Genomic DNA, 19,522 nt, shown 5'->3' with positions numbered 1-19,522 from the left:
GGAAGACGCTACGCGCGGGCTCCGAGCTCGACAACCCGTCCGCGCGCCGCCTCTGCATCGGCGCGATCATGGGTGACCATGAGAACCGGGAGGCGACACCGCTCCGCCCGCTCGAAGACGAGCTTGCGCATCTGGTCGCGACGTTCGGCATCGAGGCCCGAGAACGCCTCGTCGAGCAATAATGCGCGCGGCTCGGCCAGCAGCATCCGCATCAGCGCGACCCGCGCTTTCTGTCCGCCCGAGAGCGTCGCGGGATCGCGATTGGCGAAACCCTCAAGTCCGATCTCCGCCAGCCCCTCCTCGATCCGTGCGCGACGCTCTGTCCGGCTGCCACCGCGGGAGAGGCCGAAGGCCAGGTTCTCGCCGACCGAAAGGTGTGGGAAGAGGAGGTCGTCCTGGAAAAGAATGCCGATCCGCCGGGCCTCGGGCGCAACGCGCGTGATGTCCTGCCCGTCGAGCCGCACGCGGCCCTTGTGCCTGAACGCGGGCGCGAGCGTGCCGGTCACGAGCGACAGCAGCGTCGACTTGCCGATACCAGACGGCCCCATGACGCTCAGCACCTCGCCGGGGCCGATATGCGCGTCGAGCGCGACAAGCGGCGCGTCTCCATGCAGGATCTCGACCTTATCGAGTGTCAGGCCCTCAGCCATGCATCCCCCGCCGATTGCGCCACAAGACGGCAGGTATCAGGAGAGCGCCCGCAAAGGGAACCATCACCGCCAGCGTTTGCGCCACGCCGAAGACGCCGATGGCCCGCCGGTCCCCGCCCGAGGCGAGCGCGACGGCTTCGGTGGTCAGCGTCGAAACGCGGCCGCCCCCGATCAGCAGGGTCGGCAGGTATTGCCCGACGCTGACCGCGATGCCAACAGCGGCGGCCGTCAGCAACGGGCGCGTCAGCATCGGCAGGCGGACCCGGAGCAGAACGCCAAGCGGGCTCGCCCCGAGCGCCCGCGCGACGATTCCCGCCCGCGGATCCCAGGCGCGCCACGTATCGCCGAGCGACAGGAAGACGTATGGCAGGACGAAGACGAGATGCCCGATGATGACCGGCCCGGTGCCCGCACCGTAACCGAGGATCAGAAGGAGCGTCTGCAGACCCGGCAGGAACGCGATTTGCGGCACCAGGAGCGGCAGGTACACCAGCCAGAGCCCGGTCGGGCTGATCGCGCGGCCCCTGCGGTATTCGGCCTCGAGGCAGCCCACGGACAGAAGAAGGGCGATCCCGGTCGCGATCAGAGCCACGAGCGCGGTGATCCCGGTCGCCTCCCACGCGCTTGGGCCGTGCCGCATCCAGTTCTGCGCGGTAAATCCCTGTGGCAGCGCGTCGGGAAAGCCCCAGAAGCCGGCAAAGGACCAGACCGCGAGGCAGGCCAGGCCGCCAAGGATCACGGCCGCCGAAAAGCTGCCCGCGAAGACGCCGAGCGGTCGGAACAGCCGGTCCGCCGCGCGGCCTCTCCCGCCGCGCATGACCCAGCGCCGCCCGAGGACAGCCACCAGCGCCTCGCCTGCGCGCCAGAGCGCCAGCGCCCCGATGACGAGACCTAGCTGCAACAGCGCGCCAGCGGACGCCACGAGCCGCATAGAGAGATCGGGATCGCTCATCCAGCGGACGATCTGAACCGATAGTGGCGAGGGTGTCGACGGGCCGAGGATCAGCGCGACATCCACGACGCTCATGGAGTAGGCGAGGACGACATAGACCGGCAGCCGGATCTGCGCGTAGATGCTCGGAAAGACGGCCTTCAACCATCCCGTCACCCGTCCGTATCCGGCCGCCTGCACCACGCGCATCCGCCGCGCCGCATCGCTCTGGCCCATCGCGGCAAGGCCCATCAGCAGCAGGAACGGCATCTCTTTCGCGACGAGCCCGAGTGTCATCGTGATGCCGAGGGAGTCCTGGACGATCAGGATGTCGGGTGGTCGTTCCCATCCCGTCGCCCAAGGTGAGAGACCGCGCGCGATCCAGCCCGACGGCGCGATCAGGAACGCGAGACCGAAAGCCATCGCGGCGTGCGGAACGGAGAGAAGGGGCGACAGGAGACGCTCGAGCGCACGGAAGGCGCGCGTGCCCGACCAGCCCGCGAAAAGCAGCGTGACCCCCGCCAGCGCAAGCGCGGTCGCGAAAAGCCCGGTCGTGACCGACAGCCGCATCGCCTGACCGAGGCCGGGCCAATCGAAGAGATCCACGAAAGGCGCAAGAGAGAACCCGGAGATCCCCGCCGCCGGCAGATAGCCGAAGGCGGGAAGAAGCGTGCCTGCGAGCCCCGCTGCGACGGGGCCAAGCATCGCCAGCATGGTGAGCGCGGGCGCGGCGGCGAAAAGACCCGCTTCGGAGGGAGTGCCGCCGCGCACTTTTAGCCTATTGGACGACGCCGTAGCGCTCGATCCATTCCTCGGTGATGCGCGTCATCCAGCTCGGATGCGGCTCGGGCTGAACGGTGCCGAGTTCTTCGGGCGAAAGCGTCGCGATGCCGAGATCGAGCGCGTCGAAGGCGGCGCGCTGCTCCTCGCTCAGCTTGTCCATCGCGAGAACCGTATTGTAGCCCAGAACCTCGGGATCCTGCGCGCGCGCCTGCGCTTCGGGCGACATCAGGTAATTCGCGACGACCATCGCGCCCGCCTTGGAGCCCGAATTATACGGGATCGCCACGAAGGAGGCATTGCCGAGCGTGCCGTCCTCCAGCACGAAGGTGCGGATCGTGTCGGGCAATTGGTTCTGCGCGATGTTGCGCGAGGCCTCGTTGGGGCTGAAGGACACCGCGAGGTCGATCTCGTTATCGGCCAGAAGCTGGATCTGCGCCGGGCCGGAGGCCGGGTAGGCGCGGCCCTGCCGCCAGAGGTTCGGCGTCAGCGCGTCGAGATAATCCCAAAGCGGCGCGGTGACTTCCTGGAAATCCGCCTCTTCGACCGGCGTTGCCAGCGTGTCGTTGTCGTCTGTCAGCTCGATCAGCGTCTGCTTGAGGAAGGTCGAGCCCAGGAAATCGGGCGGCTGGGGATAGGTGAAGCGCCCCGGATTGGCGCTCGCCCATTCGAGGATCGCCTCGGAAGAGGCCAACGGGCCCTCCATGTCGGCGGTGTCGTACATGAAGACGACTTGCGCCATCGCCCAAGGCGCTTCCAGGCCGTCCGTCGGCACGGTGAAGTCGGTCTGAACCGTCTTGCCCTCGACATCGACATATTGCCAATTCGGAAGCTCCTCGGCGAACGGGCCGAAGAGCAGCTCCGCCTCTTTCATGGAGGCGAAGTTGGGACCGTTGATCCAAATGAGATCGACCGCTCCGTCTTCATCCTGGCCCGCCTGCTTCTCGGACAGGACACGCGTCACCGCATCGCCGGTATCGGATAGCTTCACATGCTCAAGCGTGACGCCGTACTCAGCGTCAACCTGCTCGCCGACCCAGGCGATGAAGTCATTCGTCGCGGTGTCGCCGCCCCAGGCATGCCAATAGACGGTTTGCCCGTCCGCAGCATCGCTCACGGCATCCCAATCGGCGGGGTCGATCTCTTGCGCGGCGGCGGGCAAGGCCAGCGCCGCCGCGAGGGCGAAGGGCAGGGCGGAGGAAATATGTGTCATTCTGTCTCCCGGTCGTTGGTGAAGATGGATTGAGCCGCCCAAAGCCTGAGCGCGCCCGTGGCAAAGCAGAGCGTCCCGAATATCCACGCAAGCGGGGCGAAAAATGGTTCAAACAGGCAGATCAGCACGAAAAACCCTATGGTTTCGGTGCCTTCCAGGAGCCCGTTCGAGAAGTAAAGCGACTTCGAGCCTTGGGCCGATGTCTCCATTTCACGCTTCTCGGCGAGGATGGCGTAGCCGAGGAAGGATGTGCCGTTGAAATAGAAGGACGTGAGCAGGAAGGCTCCCGCAAGACCATTCGCCGCCGGGTCGTGGATCACGAAGGCCAAAGGCACGGCGCCATAGAAGAGAAAGTCGCAGACGATATCGAGGTAGCCGCCGTAATCGGTCTTGTGGCTGGCCCGCGCGACCGCTCCGTCGAGACCGTCCGCGAGGCGCGAGACAACCAGGGGAACAAGTGCCCAGAGCGGCGCGCCGAGCGCGATCATCGCCGCGGCGACAAGTCCGATGGCAAGCCCCAGAAGCGTCACCGTATTCGCCCCGATCCCGAGACCGGCAAGCTGCCGGCCCGCCGCGTTGAGCGGCGGATCGATCAGGGGACGGATATGGGCGTCGAGCATGGGCGGCGCAAAACCTTCAGGTGCGAGGATGCTGCGATGAATGCACCCCGCACCCCTATCCGTCCATCGCGCCTACGCGAACGTGATACGGCGTAACGGGCGCAAGGATTGGCTCAGAGGCCCTCGCGCGCGATTTCCTCCGCAAGCCGCGCCACGGCCCGACCGCGTGCATTGGCGATCGCCGCCGCGCTTTCGCCGCCGATCGGCTCCACGATGGCGAACTGACCCGAGGCAGCGCGGCCGCCCGCTTCGGGCGCGACGAAATACTGCCCGGCAAGGCGGAATGTGCCCTCGGCCGTGGCAAGCATCTCCTCAAGCCGCACATCGACACGCGCGGCGGGGAAGGGGCGGAACGGCCAGGGTTCGGGCGCGACCGTCACGCCGGTGATCGTCGCCAGATCCCGCGAGAGCTGCAGCGTGATCGCCCGCGCCGGAAGATCTGCCCAGAGCGTGCCCGCGGGCGAGATCGCCCCGTCCGCACCGCGCAGGTAGATATCCTCCGCGGCGGCGTAGGACGGCAGCGTCACCTCGGCCACTTCGAGGCTCGGGAAGCTCGAGGGCACACGCACCTCGGGCGGCGCGATGGGACTCGCGAAACGGGTTTCCGAGCCGCATGCGGCCAAGGCCAGTGCAAGTCCGATGGCGGCGAAGCGCCGTGTTGTCGTGATCGTCATGTCTGTCACCGTCCCAGGATAAGCGAATTCGGATTGCGTTCGATGGTGCGCGCCAGCCGTTCAATGGCCTCAGCGGCGGACTCGATCTGCCGGATCGCCCCGCGCGTGTTGCGCGAGAACGCGGAGTCGCGGCTGTAATCGCCGAGGGTGGAGCCCGCCTGGTTGGCCACCTGCCGCAGCTGCGTCGCGATGCCGGGCAGAAGCTGCGTCGCCTCCTCGATGGCCGAGGCCGCATCCCGTGCCGAGGCGAGCGTGGCGTTGGTGTTCTCCACGACGCCGCCAGCGCGCAGCTCGGAGAGCGTGAGGCGCAGCTCCTCGAGCGTGCCGTTCAGCTCCTCCGGCAGATCACGCGTCGATTGCTGGTCGAGGATCGCCTCGGCGGAGGCGAGAAGCTCCGACGTGCGGTTCGCCAGCGTCTCGAGCGGCACTTCCCCGGCCTCGTTCAGGATGCTGTCCGCCTGATCGACAAGGGCCGGGAGACCGTCTGCCGCGACGCGCACATCCTCGATCGTCTGGGTGAGCTGCGCGGCGATACCTTCGCGCTCAAGCTCGGCGACGATGTTGTTGAGCGAATTGGAGATCTCGCCAAGGTTGCTGATCACGCCCGAGACCTGATCCGGCAGTCCTTGCGTCGTCTCGTTGCCGGTGAGGCCGCTGACATCGTTCAGGATGGTCTGAACCTCGGTCATCGCGGCGACCAACTCATCCGGGATCGCCTGCGTCGCAGGATCCTCGACATAGGCCCGGATCGAGGCGAGCAGCGCCTGCGCATCGCCCGTCAGCTCGGTCAGTGGCACCTCGTTCGCGCTGGCGACCAGGGTATCGACCTGCTCCACGATGCCGGGCAGGCCATCGGCGGCGGTGCCGACGTCTTCGACCGCGGCGGTGAGCGTCTCCGCGATGCCCTGACGCTCCAGCTCCGCGATGATGTTGTTGAGCGAGTTGGAGATCTCTCCGAGGTTACCGACGACGCCCGACACTTGTCCGGGCAGGCCTTGCACGTCCTCGCTCTCCGCGACGCCGCGCACGGCCTCGAGGATGCCGCGAAGCTCTTCGGGGGCCTCCTGCAGCGCCTGGCTGCCGACCAGCGCCGTGGCGTTGTTGAGGAACCCGATCGCCGATTGCATGACCTCCTCGATGGGAAGATCGCTGACGCGCTGCAAGACGCCCTGCGCCGAGTTGGAGATGTCGGTCACATCTGCCGGTGCCGTCGGGATCTGCGGATAGGGATCGGCGTCGCGCAGGAGCGTGGCCTCTTCGGCGTCGTCGACTTCGACCAGCACGACCTTCAGCCCGCCTGTCAGGAGCGAGGCGTTGGTCAGCCGCGCGCGCATGCCTTCGGCGATCCGCGTTTCGAGGTAGGTGAAAAGCTCTTCCTCTTCGGCGCCTTCGCCAAGCCCGATCCGTCCCGGATTGATCCGCACGGTGGTCAGAAGGTGCACATCGTTGTCGCCGAACCGCTCGGCATCGACGAGGCCGGTGATCGAGGAGACTTCGCCCACGCGCAAGCCCCCGAGTTCGACCGGCGCGCCTGTCGAGAGCCCCGAGAGGTTCTGATCGAAGACCATGCTCATCGTCACGCTCTGACCGTCGCCTTCAACGAGGAAGTCGTCACGCGCGGCGTCTTCGTCGCCGAATAGCTGGAACTCCGTGCCGTCTTCCAGCGGCATGCCGCCAGAGCCCATCGTCTCGAAGGTGACGCCGCCGGAAATGAGCGAGGCGAAGCTGTCGAAATTGAGCCGTGCGCCGGAGGTGCCGAGCGAGAAGGAGAACCCGGAGACGTCCCAGAACCGCGTCGCGGTGGTGACAAGCTCCGTGTGCGGCTCGAAGATCACCGCCTGCGAGACGACGCCCGTGCCGTCCGCGTTGATCTCGGCAGCGGCAACCTGGCCGACCTGAACGCCCTTGTAATAGATCGGCGTGTTCGCCGCGGGCAGCCCGTCGGTGGAGCGCAGCGTGAACTGCACCCCTTGCTGGTCAGCGCCCAGAAGCGGCGCGCTGGTGAGGCCCTCGAACCGGCTCGTGAAGCCGCTCGGCTCGCTATCCCATGCGCCCTGGATGTAGACACCCGACAGCACCGTATCGAGGCCTGTCACACCGCGCGCGGAGACTTCGGGGCGAACGACCCAGAACCGGCTTTCCGCGTCGATATAATCGGCAACTTCGTTGTCGACGCGGATCTCGGCGATGACCTTTTCAAGATCGGGGCTGAAGCGCACGTCCTCGACGAGACCGACCTCGATGTCGCGATACCGCAGCAGTGTCTCGCCTGATTTCACGCCGGCCGCGTTGTCGAAGGTGATCTCGATCAGCGGGCCTTGTTCGGCGTAATTGCGATAGGCGGCACCAAGGGCCACGGCGAGCGCGATCACCGGGATCAGCCAGATAAAGGAGATCCGGCTCCAGACGGATTTCTTGCCCTCCTCGAGCGGGACGGGATCGGGCGAGACGGTGTTATCGTTATCAGACATGGATCAGCGACGGGTCCTCTTGGTTCCGCGGAAACGCGCGTCCCAGATGAGACGCGGATCGAAGGATTGCGCGGAGAGCATGGTGAATATGACGGAAAGCGCGAAAGTGAAAGCCGCGGGGCCCGGCCGGATAGAGGCCACGACCGAAAGCTGCACGAGCGATGAGAGGATCGCGACGACGAAGACGTCGATCATCGACCAACGGCCGATGAACTCCACGATCTCGTAGAGATGGGTGCGTTTGCGCGCCGGCACCGACGAGCCGCGCCGCGCCGAGATTGCAAGAAAGGCGATCGCCAGGAACTTGCCCACCGGGATGAGCACGCTCGCGATCAGAATGATCGCCGCGACCCCGTAAGAGCCGTATTTCGCGATTTCGACCGCGCCGCCCACGATGGTGTTCTCGGTCGAGGAGACCAGCGTATTCGTCGACAGCATTGGATAGATATTGGCGGGGATATAGGCGATCACGCCCGCGACCCACCACGCCCAGACCTTTTGCAGGCTGGCGGGGTCGCGCGACTCAAGGCGGCTGCCGCAACGCGAACAGCGCTCCTGGCCCATCGGCCAGACGCGGGCGCAGCGACGGCAAGCCACGAGGCCCGCCTCGCGCGCCGTTACTCTTCTTCCAGTTCCAGGGATTTCCATACAGACCAGGTACACAAATAATTATCGTTTACCAGAACAAGGATGACCAGGACGGCAAACATCCAGAAAGCGGGGCCGAAGCCGATATTGGCCAGATCGGCGACCTTGACCAAAGCCACGGCGCACCCGATGGCGAAAATCTCCGCCATCGCCCAGGGCTTGAGCTCCTGGCTGAGACGGAAAGCCCGCCGTGCCTGCGGCCAGGGTTTGAAGTCGAAGACGACGGGCGTGAGGACGTAGACGATCAGCATCGTTCGCACCAGCGGAATGACGATGATCGCGGCGGCGACGACGATCGACAGGAAGGTCATGTAGCCCGAGCGGAAGCTCGACGCGGCATCGAGGATCGAGGTCGAGTTGCCGAAGCCTTGCGCGTTGATGTCGAGAAACGGAAAGAACAGCGCGGAGATCACGAGGATCATCACCGCTAGCGTCATCGCGATGATGCGCGCGCCCGCTTTCCGGCGCGGCGAGATGAGCACGGTGTGACAATCGCGGCAGACCGCGCGGCCGCCCGGCTCGGGCAGGCGCGCGACGTAAAGCGCGTCGCAATGCGGGCAGGCCATCAGATCCTCGATCGGAACGTCCGGGGCCGCTGCGTATTCTGACGCGGTGGCTGTTGTCATGCGCTCCTCTTTCTAGCGCTCTGCGATAGTCGCAACCCGGCGCACTCTATGTGGCTACGCGGGCGAGCGAAAGGTCAGGGACGGGCCCGCCGCGTGGAGACACGTAGCTGCCGGGCGAAAAAGCCGTCCCTTCGCGTTCAAGACATAGTGAGCAAAGCCGCGCGGACTAGCCTTCCCGTTCTGCGGCGAAGATCTCATAGGCAAAGCGTTCGGGGTCGAGCTCATCCCGTCGCACGCCGCCGATCTCTGCCTGCGGATACATCAGGAACGGCACCGGCGCGCCGGATGAGCCCGGCAAGGCGACATCGTGGGCGTCGTTGAGCGGAACCCAGTTGCCTTCCGCCGCGCCGAACAGACCTGCGCGCACGGCACGCACCTCGGGATCGCCAAGCTCGAGATCGCGCGGCGGCTCCTCGAGGATCACCTTGCGCACATCTGCCGGATCGGCGGGCACCCAGCCTGCGCCCTCGATGAAGACGTCGGCGCGGCAATGCTGCGCGCCGGTCACGTTGGACGATCCTGCCCCGAGGCTCTTGTAGCCGAAGGCCGAGGGCGCGACCCGCAAGCCGTAGAGATCGCGTGCGGGCAGGCCGGCGGCGCGGGCCAGGCCCACAAAGAGCGCATTGAGATCCGCGCATTTGCCGGTGAGGTTGCCCGAATGCAGCATCGAGGCCACGTCGCCAAGTCCGCAGCCGCGAGTCTCGGGGTTGCGGGTCGTGGTCTCGACGACCCAGTCATAGATCGCGCGCGCTTTCTCCAGATCGCCCGTCTTGCCTTGCGTGATCTCAGCCGCTGTCTCGGCAACGATCCCGTCGGTCGGGATGAGCTCGGTCGGGGCGAGATGCCGGGCGCGCTCTTCCTGCGATAAGGGGTCTGCGCCGGCTCCGGCCGGATCGACACTGCGATCGCGCGTGGTGACGGTTGAGACCACATCGAGAGTTGCCGGTGCATCGCCTTCAGGCCAGACCGCATGCACGAAAGCCGCGCCGGTCGCGGCGTCCCTCCGCAAGACGACTTCCGGGGCGTTCGTGTCCCATCGCGTCGGGCCGGGACGTGACCAATCCGGCGCATCGAGAGACGGCACCGGAATCCAGGCCTGCGCGGTGCGTCCGGCGCGGTCGAGGCGCACGCGTGTCGTCAGCTCGAATGTTCGCCATTCCGGTGAGCCGGGTGCGAACCGCGCCGCGCCGAGCGCCGGGGCTGCTTGAACGAAAGCCGTCGCCGCGCCGAGGGCCAGAACATGTCGCCGTGTGATCGTGGTCATCGAGAACTCCGCACTGAGACCTTTGCTGGCGGATAGCCAAGCGGCAGATGTTGTGCAACGCGGCGCGTCCGCGCGGGCGGTTTGCCTGCAAATGAGGCATGTCGTGACGCGCGTTCAGCCGCTTATAGCGGGCTATTGCGCCGATTTGAGCGGGTGGTCGCAATTAGACCCGCCGTAGTCGCCTTGCGGCACGCGGCAAGAGCGCGATTCTCCGATGTGTCGCTGCAAGACCGGAGGGCGCTCGACCCTCACGGCAAGGCCGACAGGATACCCTCATGCGTAACGATCCCCTTTTGCAGCCCTATCAGCTCAAGCACCTGACGCTGAAGAACCGCATCATGACCACCGCGCACGAACCGGCCTATCCCGAGGACGGAATGCCGAAGGCACGCTATCGCGCCTATCACGAGGTGCGCGCGAAAGCGGGCGTCGCGCTTGCCATGACCGCGGGCTCCGCGGCGGTGTCGCGCAACTCCCCGCCGGTCTTCAACAATATCCTCGCCTACAAAGACGAGGTGGTGCCGTGGATCCGGGATCTCACCGATGCCTGCCACGAGCATGGCTGCGCGGTGATGATCCAGCTCACCCATCTCGGTCGCCGCACGCATTGGAACAAGGGCGATTGGTTGCCGGCGGTCTCTCCTGGCCACGAGCGGGAGCCGGCGCATCGCGCCTTCCCGAAGATGGTCGAGGATTGGGAGATCGAGCGCATCATCGAGGACTATGCCGACGCGGCGGAGCGCATGAAGGCCGGCGGCATGGACGGGATCGAGCTTCAGGCCTACGGGCACCTGATGGACCAGTTCTGGTCGCCGCTCACCAACGCGCTCGACAGTCCCTATGGCGGCTCGCTCGACAACCGCCTGCGCTTTACCTGGGATGTGCTCGACGCGATCCGCGCCCGTGTCGGCGAGGACTTCATCGTGGGCATCCGCTATACCGCCGATGAGCGGCTCGAGGGCGGGATCTCGGTCGAGGAAGGTCTCGAGATCTCTCGCCGACTTGCAGACAGCGGCAAGGTCGACTTTCTGAACGTCATCAAGGGTCATATCGACACCGACCCGGGCCTGACCGACGTGATTCCCGTTCAGGGCATGAAGAACGCGCCCTTCATCGACTTCGCGGGCACGATCCGGAAGGAAACCGGGATGCCGACCTTCCACGCCGCAAAGATCCCGGACGTCGCGACCGCGCGGCATGCGGTCTCCTCGGGGCTTCTCGACATGGTGGGGATGACGCGGGCGCACATGGCCGACCCGTTCATCGTCCGCAAGATCATGGAAAACCGCGAGGACGACATCCGTCCCTGTGTCGGCGCGACCTACTGCCTCGACCGGATCTATGCCGCCGGAGAGGCGCTCTGCATTCACAACGCCGCCACGGGCCGCGAGCTGTCGATGCCGCACATAATCGCGCCCGCAGAAGTGAAGAAGAAGGTCGCCGTCGTCGGGGCGGGGCCCGCCGGGCTCGAAGCGGCGCGCGTCGCCGCCGAGCGCGGCCATGCCGTGACCGTCTTCGAGGTCCAGCCCGATCCGGGCGGGCAGGTGCGGCTAACCGCGCAATCCGAACGTCGCCGTGAGATGATCTCGATCATCGACTGGCGCATGGCGCAATGCGCCGCGCGCGACGTGGACTTCCGTTTCAACACCTATGCCGAGGCCGAGGACGTGGCCGAGTTGTCGCCCGACGTGGTGATCGTCGCCACGGGGGGCCTGCCGCATACAGAGGTCTGTGAGACCGGCAACGATCTCGTCGTCTCCGCCTGGGACATCATCGCGGGCGATGTGAAGCCCGGCACCCGCGTTCTCGTCTACGATGACGCGGGCGATCACACCGGCCTTCAGGCTGCGGAAGTCATCGCCAAGACTGGCGCGCATGTGGAGATCATGACGCCCGACCGCAGCTTCGCGCCCGACGTGATGGCGATGAACCTTGTGCCATACATGCGCGCGCTCCAGGACAAGGACGTGCGGTTCACCGTCACCTATCGGCTGAAGGACGTGACCCGGACCGGCAACATGCTCACCGCGCATATCGGCACGGATTACTCGGCCCACCGCGAGACGCGCGACTTCGATCAGGTCGTGGTCAATCACGGAACGCTGCCGATGGACGAGCTGTATTTCGACCTCAAACCGCGCTCGCGCAATCTCGGCGCGGTGGACCAGGACGCACTGATCGAGGGCCGTCCCCAGCCCGAGGGCCGCAACCCGGACGGCGCATTCACGCTCTACCGGATCGGCGATGCCGTCTCGGCCCGCAATACCCATGCTGCAATCTATGACGCGCTGCGTCTTGTGAAGGACATCTGACATGAGTGCACAATCGGATATGCTCTCCCACCTGATGAGCCGCCGGCCGGGCTACACGCTGCCGCGCGCGCTTTATACCGATCCCGAGATGTTCGACGTCGACATGGAGCGGATCTGGTACCGCGACTGGCTGCTCGTCGGCGCGGGCTCCGAGATCCCCAAGACCGGCAACCACATGACGGTCGAGATCGGCGCCTATTCGGTCATCGTCGTGCGTGGCGCGGACGGCGTGGCGCGCGCCTTCCACAATTCCTGCCGCCATCGTGGCTCCCGGATCTGCAAGACACACAAGGGCTCCGCGCCGAAACTCGTCTGTCCCTATCACCAATGGACCTACGATCTAGACGGCAAGCTGCTCTGGGCGCGCGACATGGGGCCGGAATTCGACCCCTCGCAGCACGGGCTCAAGACCGTGCATTGCCGTGAGGCCGCCGGCATCCTCTTCATCTGCCTCGGCGCGGAGGCTCCCGCATTCGACGCGATGGCTGAGATGGCGCAAAAATATGCCGGGCCGCACAAGCTCTCCGAGTGCAAGCTGGCCCACGAGACCACCATCGTCGAGAAGGCGAACTGGAAGCTCGTGATCGAGAACAACCGCGAATGCTACCATTGTTCGGGCAGCCATCCCTCGCTGTGCGTGACCTTCGATGACAACCCCAACATCGCGGGCGACGGGTCGGGCAAGGACGATCCGGTGATCGCGGCGCATCTGCAGAAATGCGAAAAGGCGGGCCTTCCCTCCGAATTCACGATCGCGCCCAACGAGCAGTGGCGCTTTGTCCGTGTGCCGCTCGTGGGATCGTCGGTCAGCTACACGCTCGACGGCAAGCAGGCCTGCGAGAAGCTGGTGGGCGATGTGACGATCCGCGATGCGGGCACGCTGCTCTTCTTCCACTATCCCAACACCTGGAACCACTTTCTGTCGGACATGGTGATCCTGTTCTCCGTGAAGCCCGTCGGCCCGCAGGAGACCCAGGTCACGACCAAGTGGTTCGTCCACAAGGACGCCGTCGAGGGGCAAGATTATGACCTCGAGCGCCTGACGACCGTCTGGATTCACACCAACGACGAGGATCGCGAGATCATCGAGGAGAACCAGCGCGGCATCAACTCGCCGGCCTACGAGCCCGGCCCCTACAGCGCAGCGCAGGAATCCGGCGTCGCGCAATTCGTCGACTGGTATTGCGAAACGATGACGTCGCGGCTCACGGGCCGCGCCCTCTACGCGGCCGAGTGAGGCAGGGCATGTCCGAATACTGGACCGACACCGAAGAGCTTATCTGCACGATGGTCGTGCCCGAGGCACCGAACGTGAAGACATTCGCGTTCCGCGCCGCCTCGGGCAAACCGTTCCGCTACAAGCCGGGGCAGTTCATCACGCTCGAAGTGCCGGTGAAGGGCGGGCCGATCCACCGCACCTACACGCTGTCTTCGACGCCCTCGCGGCCGCTGACGATCTCGGTCACGATCAAGTGCCAGCCGGACAGCATCGGCACGCGCTGGATGTTCGACAACCTGGGGCCGGGCATGAAGATGCGCGCCTTCGGACCGGCAGGGCATTTCACCCTCGACGACCCCGAGAAGAAGTTTCTCTTCATCGCGGCGGGCTCCGGCATCACGCCGATGATGTCGATGGCCTCTTACCTCTACGACAAGGGCGACATGCCCGATGCGCGGCTCGTGGCCTGCGCGCGGCGGCCCTCCGAGCTGATTTTCCGGCAGCGGCTCATTCATATGGCAAGCCGGGTGCCCGGCCTGCATCTCAGCTTCGCCGTCACCGAGGAGGAGCCCTACGAGGTCTGGACCGGGTATCTCGGCCGCTTCAACCAGCTGATGCTGGGCTTGATGGCGCCTGATTACCTCGAACGCGAGGTCTATTGCTGCGGGCCCGAGGACTTCATGACGATGGTGCGCGAGGGCCTTGCGGGGCTCGGCTTCGACATGGATCACTACCACCAGGAGAGCTTCGAGGCACCCGTGGCCAAGGCCGAGGACGTGCCCGAGTTCGACGACACCGTGCCTCAGGACGCCACCGAGGCCGAGGTGGTCTTCTCGAAGAGCGGGCTGCACGTTTCTTGCCACGAGACCGATACCGTCCTGTCGCTCTCTCGGGCGAACGGTCTGCGAATCCCCTCGGGCTGCACCTTCGGGATCTGCGGCACGTGCAAGATCAGGAAGACCGCGGGCGAGGTCCACATGGTCCATAACGGCGGGATCTCGGAGGAGGATATCGAAGAGGGATATATCCTCGCCTGTTGCTCGCACCCGATCGGCAAGGTTGAAGTCGACGCCTGAGGGTCACAGCAGGTCGAGCGCCATCTCGTGCGACGGCAGAAGGTTCGACTGGCGCAGCGTGAAGACGGGATAGGTTTCGTCTTCACGGATGCGGAGCACGTCGAAATCGGGCTCGATACGCTTGAGGGCGCGGGCCATCTGCGCCGATTTCTGCGCCTCGCCTTGCGCGGCGTAGAGGCACAGCAAGTGCCGCATGGGGGCGCGGAAATGCGGCGCGCGGGCATGGGCGCGCTCATAATGGCGCACCGCCTGGTCGAGATCCCCCGCCGAGATCGCCGAGAGCCCCGCGATGGTGTCGAACCAATGCGCCGAGGCGGCCCGGCCCGCGAGCCGGGCGGCGTGTTCTGAGGCGGCGAGCGCCGCCGCCGTATCGCCCGCGCGCAAGGCCACCGTCGCCGCGGCGGAATGGGCAAAGGCGTTGAACCGGCTCGCCTCCACAGCGTCGCGAGCCAGCACCGCGCTCACCACCGTGTCGTTCTCGAGGATCGCCAACAGCTGCGCGACGAGCGACATCACCAGCGTGTTGCCGTCATTGCCCTCGAGCGCCGCGTGGGCGAAGGCGCGCGCTTCCTCGTGCAACTCCTCGAGGTTCTGCTCGGTCCGTTCCACCAGCATGATCTGACGCAAAAGGCTCCGCCATGCAGCGATGCGCGACAATGGGCGCAAGGCGTATGCTTCGGCAAGAAGCGCTTCGGCGCGGCGCAATTCTCCGGGCATGTAGGTGAACATCGCGGCGATCGCCGCGTTGACGAGCGCGTCGATCCTGAGGCTGAGCCCGGCATCCTCCCGCGCGTCGAGCATCTGCGTCAGAACCCGTTCGGCGGAGTGATAGACAAGGCTCGGCACATCGCCCTGGCCCAGAAGATCGCCTGCGCGTGCATCGAGCCGCGCGGTCTCGGACCAGACCATCTTGCCGGAATCCTGCGCGGTCAGCCCGGCGAGGATCTGAACCTCCTCACCGACGGTCAGTGCACGGATCGCCAGGGTCAGGCCGCCTGCCTTGGCCTCCGCGCTCCGATCCACCAATGTGTCGAACGTTCCGAAATCCGAGATCAGCCCCGCCATCTGCTGACTAAGCATGTCGCCGATGAACTGACCGGTCTCGCGGGCGCTTTCGCCGAAGCCTTTGACCTCGATGGATAATGGTCGGCCCATGAGTGGCGGGGCGCCCGCGCCGAGGGTCAGCGCGCCGGCCGTGCGTTCGAGCGTCTGCAGAATGCGGCTCTTCTCCTCGCGGTGCCAGCTTTTATAGGCTGGAACCTTGAGGCGGACATCCTCCAGGAGATCACCGCCGCTGCGGAGCCGATCGAGGCAGGAGCGCGGATCGACCTCGATATCGGTCGTGCAATCCACGAGCGAGATTGCCGCGCGTGTCGAGACGAGGTGGTCCTCCGCCAGGGGACCGAACGCCTTTCGGATCTGGCTGACCACCTGCCGGAGCGATCCCGAGGCCTGCTCCGGGCTGCGGTCCGGCCAAAGCGTCTGCTCGATCCAGCGACGCGAACGGGTGCAGTCGGGAGACCGGGCCAGGATCGCCAGAAGCGCGCGTGCGCGCGCCGCATTCGGCGTCACGTCCGATCCCGCGTCATCGAGGACGCGGAAATCTCCGATCAAACGGATCTTCACGGTCACCCTGTTCCCCTTCCCGTGCCCGACGAAAGCTAGCAAATCCGGGGCCTTCCGGGAAGCGCCACCGAGAGCTTGCGTGAATTCTTCGCGAATTTCGTGCCCGTTTTGCGAATTTTCTTCGCGCCGGGCCGAACCGGTATCAAACTCCGCCAGCATATTTCAGGCGAGGAGTTTTTCGGTATGGCGATTTTAGGAACCCATGGCACGCACGGAACCCATGGGACGCACGGCACCCACGGCACGCACGGTACCCATGGGACGCACGGCACGCACGGCACGCATGGCACACATGCCGGTGGCGGCGGCTCGCCACTTCTTTCGAGCGCGCTTGGCGTCTCGGCCGAGGGCCTGATGGGATATTGGGACGGGCAGGGCGAGGTGCCGCCTGCGCCGAGCGCGACGATGATCGATCGTCTGCGCGCCCTGCAACCCGGCTCGCGGGCTGCGGTGGTCGCGCAAGAAATGAGCGGCTTTTTCTCCGTCGCCGGCCCGCCCGAAGCGCCGCGCGTGTCCGCGCGAGGCATCTCTCTGACATTGCCGACGCCGAGCGCCGAGGATCTCGGAGTGCATCAATTGCCGTATCTGCGTACCGCGATGGATCTGCGATCCGACCGGCTGCCGGAGATCCTGCTACAACAGGGCGACATGCTCTCCTTCTTCGGCACGCAAGTGCAGCTCGACGCGACCCGGCGGCGCTGGACGATGGAGCTTTTGGGCCGTGTCTACGACGTCGTGATCCAGCCCGAGCAGGCAGTGAAACTCGCCGCGGACGTGCCGCGCCCCATTGCATATTCCCCGAAAGTGCAACCGATCATCCAGACGCCCGGTCACGGCTCCTGCCCGAGCGGCCACGCGACAGAGGCTTTCGCGTTCGCCACGATCCTCGCGCTCATGTCGCAAAAGGGGCGCCGCCCGCACGAGAGCGCCATTGTCGGCGTGATCGAGACGCTGACCGCGGTCGGTCAGCCGGCCCCGGCCGATGAATGGACGCTAATGCCCTTCGCGCTGGCGGCGCGTATCGCCGACAATCGCACAGTGGCAGGCGTGCATTTTCCCATCGACAGCGCCTATGGCGGGCTTCTTGGCTTCATGCTCGGTCTTGCGCTCGCGCGTCCGATCCTCGGCGAGTCCCTGACCCATGACTTCGCGCCGAGCGCGCCTTTCGCGCCCGACGCCGCCTCCTGGAATGGCGGGTTCACGCTGGATGCCTGGCGTGAATGGGTGCGCGCGCTTGTGCCGGGCAGCATCTCGAACGCCGTAAGCGAAGGACGCCGCTCGCGGCTTCTCGGTGCGATCGGTGCTCAGGCGCTGCGCGAATGGGGATGATCGTGTAGCGTGCCGCGGCCCAGCCTTGGGTCCGGGCGGGGCAGAGGCGGCGTATCGCCGAGGATCGCCATGAGGTCGGCTTCGGGATCGCCCGAGCCGCCTTGGCGCGCCCAGAGGCTGGCAAGCGCGCGGCTGACCCGAGGTGCCGCGACGCTGGTTCCCGAGAACCGCGCGACGCTGCCGGTCAGAACGCCCGATGCCCGCTGGCCTGTCAGGAAGACGCCGTCATCGCCGCGTGCGGACAGGGTCGGGCCCACGGATTGCCCGGGACGCCCGAGAGATGAGATGCCTTCGGCCGAATAGCGCGACGCGATGTGGGCGCCCGGCTGACCGGTTGCCGGCCCTGCGGCGCTGACGAACCACAGCATCGCGCTCGTGGCGCCGGCATAGGCGACGGCCGTTCCCTGCCGTGAGATCGGATTCCCGAAGGCCGGCGCGGCGTTGCCTCCAAGCTCGGCATCCCAATCCCAGCCCGGCGCATCGAGATAGGATTGCCGCCCGCGCGGGCGGAAGCCGTAGGGCGTGTCGTCTCGCAGCACCTCGGCGGTGACGAGGGCCGAAGCCGCGCTCTCGACCGAGAGCTTCCAGGCGCCTGCCGGGGCAAGCGCACCGTCATCCCAGCGCGCTGTCGGCGCGACGGCGAGAACCAGGCACGCCCCACCCGCGGGTGCGGACACGGAATAGAGCGCCGCGATCACATGCCGTCCGCGCTGCAGAAGACGCACCTGTCCCGCATCCGGCCAGTCGAGCACCAGCGGCGCGATGCGCGGGTCGGGCACGGTCACCGACACGCGCTTTCCGGCACCGCCTCCTGGTGCGCGCAGTTCGAGAAAGCTCGCTGTGCGGTCATCGGGCTGAATGCGCCAGTCGAGTGCGAGCGGCGCGTCGGCGCAGACCTCCTTGCGGGCGACAAGCTGGTCGAGCCGCGCATTGCCGTAAGCGGCGACGATCTGGAGCCGCCCGCCGGTCAGGCGTTCATAGCGCGCGATTTCAGAGCTGCACCACTCGGCAAGAAAAGCGGTCTCGTCGCCCGGTCCTCCCAGCGCACCTAGGCTCAGGTTGACGACGACAGGGCGTCCGTCGCACGTCGAAGCGCGCATGGCTTCGGTCACGATCCAGCGCAGGCCGATGGCCACATAACCTTCCGTCTTGCGCCCCGAGGTCTCGGCGATCGCGGCGGGCGGCAATTGCACGGCGAGGATCGGCAGATCGCGCAATGGGTCGTCTCCCGTGCACTCTGCGCCCGCGGCGAGGTCGAGAACATGCGTTCCATGCGCCGCGCGGTGATCGGTCGAGTGCCGCACATCCCGCGGCAGAAGCCCGGCGTTCCGCATCCGGTAGAGGTGATCCTCGTCAAGGCCCGTTGCCAGCTCCCGGTCGATGTCACGACGGGTGAGCACTTGGCCGATCCGAACGTCCGGCAGCGGCTCCACGACACCGTGAGTATCGCCGCGCGGCTCGGACTGAAGCCAGATCTTCTCGATCCGGGTTTCGCTCAGGCTGCGGCGGAAGCGGGCATTGAGATAACCGATCCCGTCATCGATGGCGGCGATGATCGGTGTCGTGCCGCGCCCCGTCGCGGCATGGCGTGCGATCGGATCGCGGTCGCGGGGGTCGGCTTCGTTGAGCCGTGCCACGCGCGGGCCGACATGGATGAGCCGGCAATAGTCCGGCAGCTCGTCGAGCGCTCCGAGCCAGAAGACAGCGACACGGACCGGCCAGGGAAAAGCAGGAGGCGGCGGGGAGAGGTCGCCGGCCTCACTGCTGCCCTTGCCGCGCGCCATCTCGTCGAGCGCGGCAATCTCGGCATCGAGCGCATCGAGCTCGGATGCCTGCATGCGGGCCATGGGTTCGGCCTGCAGCGCGAGGATCGCATCCCTGAGGGAGGTCACGGATGCGCTTTCGCGGAGTTCGGCAAAGACCATGACAGCGCGAAGTTGCTCTGTCTTGGTTGCGGCTTCCCAATGGGAATAGCCGTCGCCGGGTTCGGGCAGGGGCTGGGCGTCGCTCCAGACAATTCCCTCATGCGTTGGAATGCTCATTTCGTGCCCTTCTCTGCGTCACCCGGAGCAAACACTGCCAT

Annotated in this window: 15 protein-coding genes; 4 read left to right on the top strand and 11 right to left on the bottom strand. The window is 66.3% G+C overall.

Features of this window, described 5'->3' with window-relative positions:
* Positions 1-8: 8 nt before the first annotated feature.
* The 9 genes from BM171_RS14975 to BM171_RS14935 form a co-directional block, all read right to left on the bottom strand.
* Positions 9-650, bottom strand: coding sequence for an ATP-binding cassette domain-containing protein (locus tag BM171_RS14975; protein WP_093014179.1), 642 nt, complete (start codon positions 648-650; stop codon positions 9-11).
* Positions 643-2,295, bottom strand: coding sequence for an ABC transporter permease (locus BM171_RS14970; RefSeq protein ID WP_093014308.1), 1,653 nt, complete (start codon positions 2,293-2,295; stop codon positions 643-645). Before BM171_RS14970 ends, BM171_RS14975 begins: the two co-directional genes overlap by 8 nt.
* A 64-nt stretch (positions 2,296-2,359) precedes the next feature.
* Positions 2,360-3,574 (bottom strand): ABC transporter substrate-binding protein, encoded by a 1,215-nt coding sequence (locus BM171_RS14965; RefSeq protein WP_093014176.1) that lies wholly within the window; start codon positions 3,572-3,574, stop codon positions 2,360-2,362.
* The gene (locus BM171_RS14960; protein WP_093014173.1) at positions 3,571-4,194 is read right to left on the bottom strand and encodes a CDP-alcohol phosphatidyltransferase family protein; all 624 of its coding nucleotides are present in this window, start codon (positions 4,192-4,194) and stop codon (positions 3,571-3,573) included. Before BM171_RS14960 ends, BM171_RS14965 begins: the two co-directional genes overlap by 4 nt.
* Before the next feature lie 113 nt (positions 4,195-4,307).
* Positions 4,308-4,868 (bottom strand): PqiC family protein, encoded by a 561-nt coding sequence (locus tag BM171_RS14955; RefSeq protein WP_093014170.1) that lies wholly within the window; start codon positions 4,866-4,868, stop codon positions 4,308-4,310.
* 5 nt (positions 4,869-4,873) lie between these two features.
* On the bottom strand, positions 4,874-7,339 hold the full coding sequence (locus BM171_RS14950) for an MlaD family protein (RefSeq protein ID WP_093014167.1): 2,466 nt from the start codon (positions 7,337-7,339) through the stop codon (positions 4,874-4,876).
* A gap of 3 nt (positions 7,340-7,342) precedes the next feature.
* The gene (locus BM171_RS14945) at positions 7,343-7,987 is read right to left on the bottom strand and encodes a paraquat-inducible protein A (RefSeq protein WP_093014164.1); all 645 of its coding nucleotides are present in this window, start codon (positions 7,985-7,987) and stop codon (positions 7,343-7,345) included.
* The gene (locus BM171_RS14940; RefSeq protein WP_093014161.1) at positions 7,957-8,613 is read right to left on the bottom strand and encodes a paraquat-inducible protein A; all 657 of its coding nucleotides are present in this window, start codon (positions 8,611-8,613) and stop codon (positions 7,957-7,959) included. The genes BM171_RS14945 and BM171_RS14940 overlap by 31 nt, the downstream gene beginning before the upstream one ends.
* A gap of 166 nt (positions 8,614-8,779) precedes the next feature.
* Entirely contained in the window at positions 8,780-9,877 is a 1,098-nt protein-coding gene (locus BM171_RS14935; protein ID WP_093014159.1) for a transglutaminase-like domain-containing protein, read from the bottom strand.
* Positions 9,878-10,152: 275 nt separating this feature from the next.
* Here BM171_RS14935 and BM171_RS14930 point away from each other — a divergent pair, with 275 nt between their 5' ends.
* The 3 genes from BM171_RS14930 to BM171_RS14920 are packed head-to-tail and all read left to right on the top strand — an operon-like array spanning position 10,153 to position 14,484.
* Positions 10,153-12,189 carry an NADH:flavin oxidoreductase gene (locus tag BM171_RS14930; protein WP_093014156.1) on the top strand — a complete coding sequence of 679 codons (2,037 nt, stop codon included), beginning with the start codon at positions 10,153-10,155 and terminating at the stop codon, positions 12,187-12,189.
* Position 12,190: 1 nt separating this feature from the next.
* Complete coding sequence (locus tag BM171_RS14925; protein ID WP_093014153.1) at positions 12,191-13,426, top strand: aromatic ring-hydroxylating oxygenase subunit alpha; 1,236 nt, start codon at positions 12,191-12,193, stop codon at positions 13,424-13,426.
* Between the two features lie 8 nt (positions 13,427-13,434).
* Positions 13,435-14,484, top strand: coding sequence for an FAD-binding oxidoreductase (locus BM171_RS14920; protein WP_093014150.1), 1,050 nt, complete (start codon positions 13,435-13,437; stop codon positions 14,482-14,484).
* 3 nt (positions 14,485-14,487) lie between these two features.
* Here the strand turns inward: BM171_RS14920 and BM171_RS14915 are convergent, their stop codons facing one another.
* The gene (locus tag BM171_RS14915) at positions 14,488-16,116 is read right to left on the bottom strand and encodes an AfsR/SARP family transcriptional regulator (protein WP_093014147.1); all 1,629 of its coding nucleotides are present in this window, start codon (positions 16,114-16,116) and stop codon (positions 14,488-14,490) included.
* A 177-nt stretch (positions 16,117-16,293) separates the two neighbouring features.
* Here BM171_RS14915 and BM171_RS14910 point away from each other — a divergent pair, with 177 nt between their 5' ends.
* On the top strand, positions 16,294-17,439 hold the full coding sequence (locus BM171_RS14910; protein WP_139218716.1) for a phosphatase PAP2 family protein: 1,146 nt from the start codon (positions 16,294-16,296) through the stop codon (positions 17,437-17,439).
* On the opposite strand, the gene BM171_RS14905 is transcribed toward BM171_RS14910, so the two are convergent.
* Positions 17,415-19,481 carry a S8 family serine peptidase gene (locus tag BM171_RS14905; protein WP_093014142.1) on the bottom strand — a complete coding sequence of 689 codons (2,067 nt, stop codon included), beginning with the start codon at positions 19,479-19,481 and terminating at the stop codon, positions 17,415-17,417. The genes BM171_RS14910 and BM171_RS14905 overlap by 25 nt on opposite strands.
* Positions 19,482-19,522: the final 41 nt, after the last annotated feature.

The organism is Roseivivax halotolerans, from assembly GCF_900115815.1.
Lineage (GTDB): Bacteria > Pseudomonadota > Alphaproteobacteria > Rhodobacterales > Rhodobacteraceae > Roseivivax > Roseivivax halotolerans.
Note: the sequence above shows the minus strand (reverse complement) of the source record. Positions and strands in the feature narration are given on the sequence as shown.

Coding starts and splice junctions, on each gene's coding strand:
- BM171_RS14975 (WP_093014179.1), bottom strand. CDS start 650: ATGGCTGAGGGCCTGACACTCGATAAGGTCGAGATCCTGCATGGAGAC.
- BM171_RS14970 (WP_093014308.1), bottom strand. CDS start 2,295: ATGCTGGCGATGCTTGGCCCCGTCGCAGCGGGGCTCGCAGGCACGCTT.
- BM171_RS14965 (WP_093014176.1), bottom strand. CDS start 3,574: ATGACACATATTTCCTCCGCCCTGCCCTTCGCCCTCGCGGCGGCGCTG.
- BM171_RS14960 (WP_093014173.1), bottom strand. CDS start 4,194: ATGCTCGACGCCCATATCCGTCCCCTGATCGATCCGCCGCTCAACGCG.
- BM171_RS14955 (WP_093014170.1), bottom strand. CDS start 4,868: ATGACGATCACGACAACACGGCGCTTCGCCGCCATCGGACTTGCACTG.
- BM171_RS14950 (WP_093014167.1), bottom strand. CDS start 7,339: ATGTCTGATAACGATAACACCGTCTCGCCCGATCCCGTCCCGCTCGAG.
- BM171_RS14945 (WP_093014164.1), bottom strand. CDS start 7,987: ATGGAAATCCCTGGAACTGGAAGAAGAGTAACGGCGCGCGAGGCGGGC.
- BM171_RS14940 (WP_093014161.1), bottom strand. CDS start 8,613: ATGACAACAGCCACCGCGTCAGAATACGCAGCGGCCCCGGACGTTCCG.
- BM171_RS14935 (WP_093014159.1), bottom strand. CDS start 9,877: ATGACCACGATCACACGGCGACATGTTCTGGCCCTCGGCGCGGCGACG.
- BM171_RS14930 (WP_093014156.1), top strand. CDS start 10,153: ATGCGTAACGATCCCCTTTTGCAGCCCTATCAGCTCAAGCACCTGACG.
- BM171_RS14925 (WP_093014153.1), top strand. CDS start 12,191: ATGAGTGCACAATCGGATATGCTCTCCCACCTGATGAGCCGCCGGCCG.
- BM171_RS14920 (WP_093014150.1), top strand. CDS start 13,435: ATGTCCGAATACTGGACCGACACCGAAGAGCTTATCTGCACGATGGTC.
- BM171_RS14910 (WP_139218716.1), top strand. CDS start 16,294: ATGGCGATTTTAGGAACCCATGGCACGCACGGAACCCATGGGACGCAC.
- BM171_RS14905 (WP_093014142.1), bottom strand. CDS start 19,481: ATGAGCATTCCAACGCATGAGGGAATTGTCTGGAGCGACGCCCAGCCC.